The following is a 547-nucleotide window of genomic DNA, read 5'->3' as shown; positions in this document are numbered from 1 at the left end:
TGTGTATCCATTAGTAAGAAGGGTCTTGCACCCAATGGAATAGTGCCTGCAATACTGCCAAGCTTGCTGAGGGAAATCCCAAATATCCTCATGCATATTGAGCCCATGTTTTGGCGAATTGCCAAGCATCGACACCTAAACCAAGCTCTTGAATTTTCGTTACGATGGAAGCGCCTTTGAGCGGCGAGCCAATGGCCACCACATGTGAGATCTGCTGAAGGGCAGGGCGACGAGAGGCAAGATAATGTTTAATCATCAAGCCTCCCAAGCTATGGCCAACTAGCACATTCCCCGTCGTAGTGCTGAGCGCTTTGTCTATGGATTGAAAAACTTTTTCTTCATCAATATTGACTGTGTTGTAGGTGAGCGTTTGTGTTTGATAACCCTAATTTTTTTAGGCGCAAGCTGAGAGGCTGCATCACTAAGCCATGCATATATAAACCGTGCAAAATAATGATTTTCATTGCTTTACTCTCCATCCCTTATTCCCTCGCTACCGGTAATACCAAGCGACTTGGGGCGACCTAATGTTTAGATTATCTCATGA

General features: G+C 45.0%; 1 pseudogene. It reads right to left on the bottom strand.

The features are described from left to right. Positions 1-464: pseudogene (locus tag CIK04_RS28245) on the bottom strand (esterase/lipase family protein); the annotation flags it as partial. Positions 465-547: the final 83 nt, after the last annotated feature.

Source organism: Vibrio sp. 03_296 (assembly GCF_002265885.1).
The sequence above is the reverse complement of the archived record's forward strand: the minus strand, read 5'-3'. Positions and strand labels throughout refer to the sequence as shown.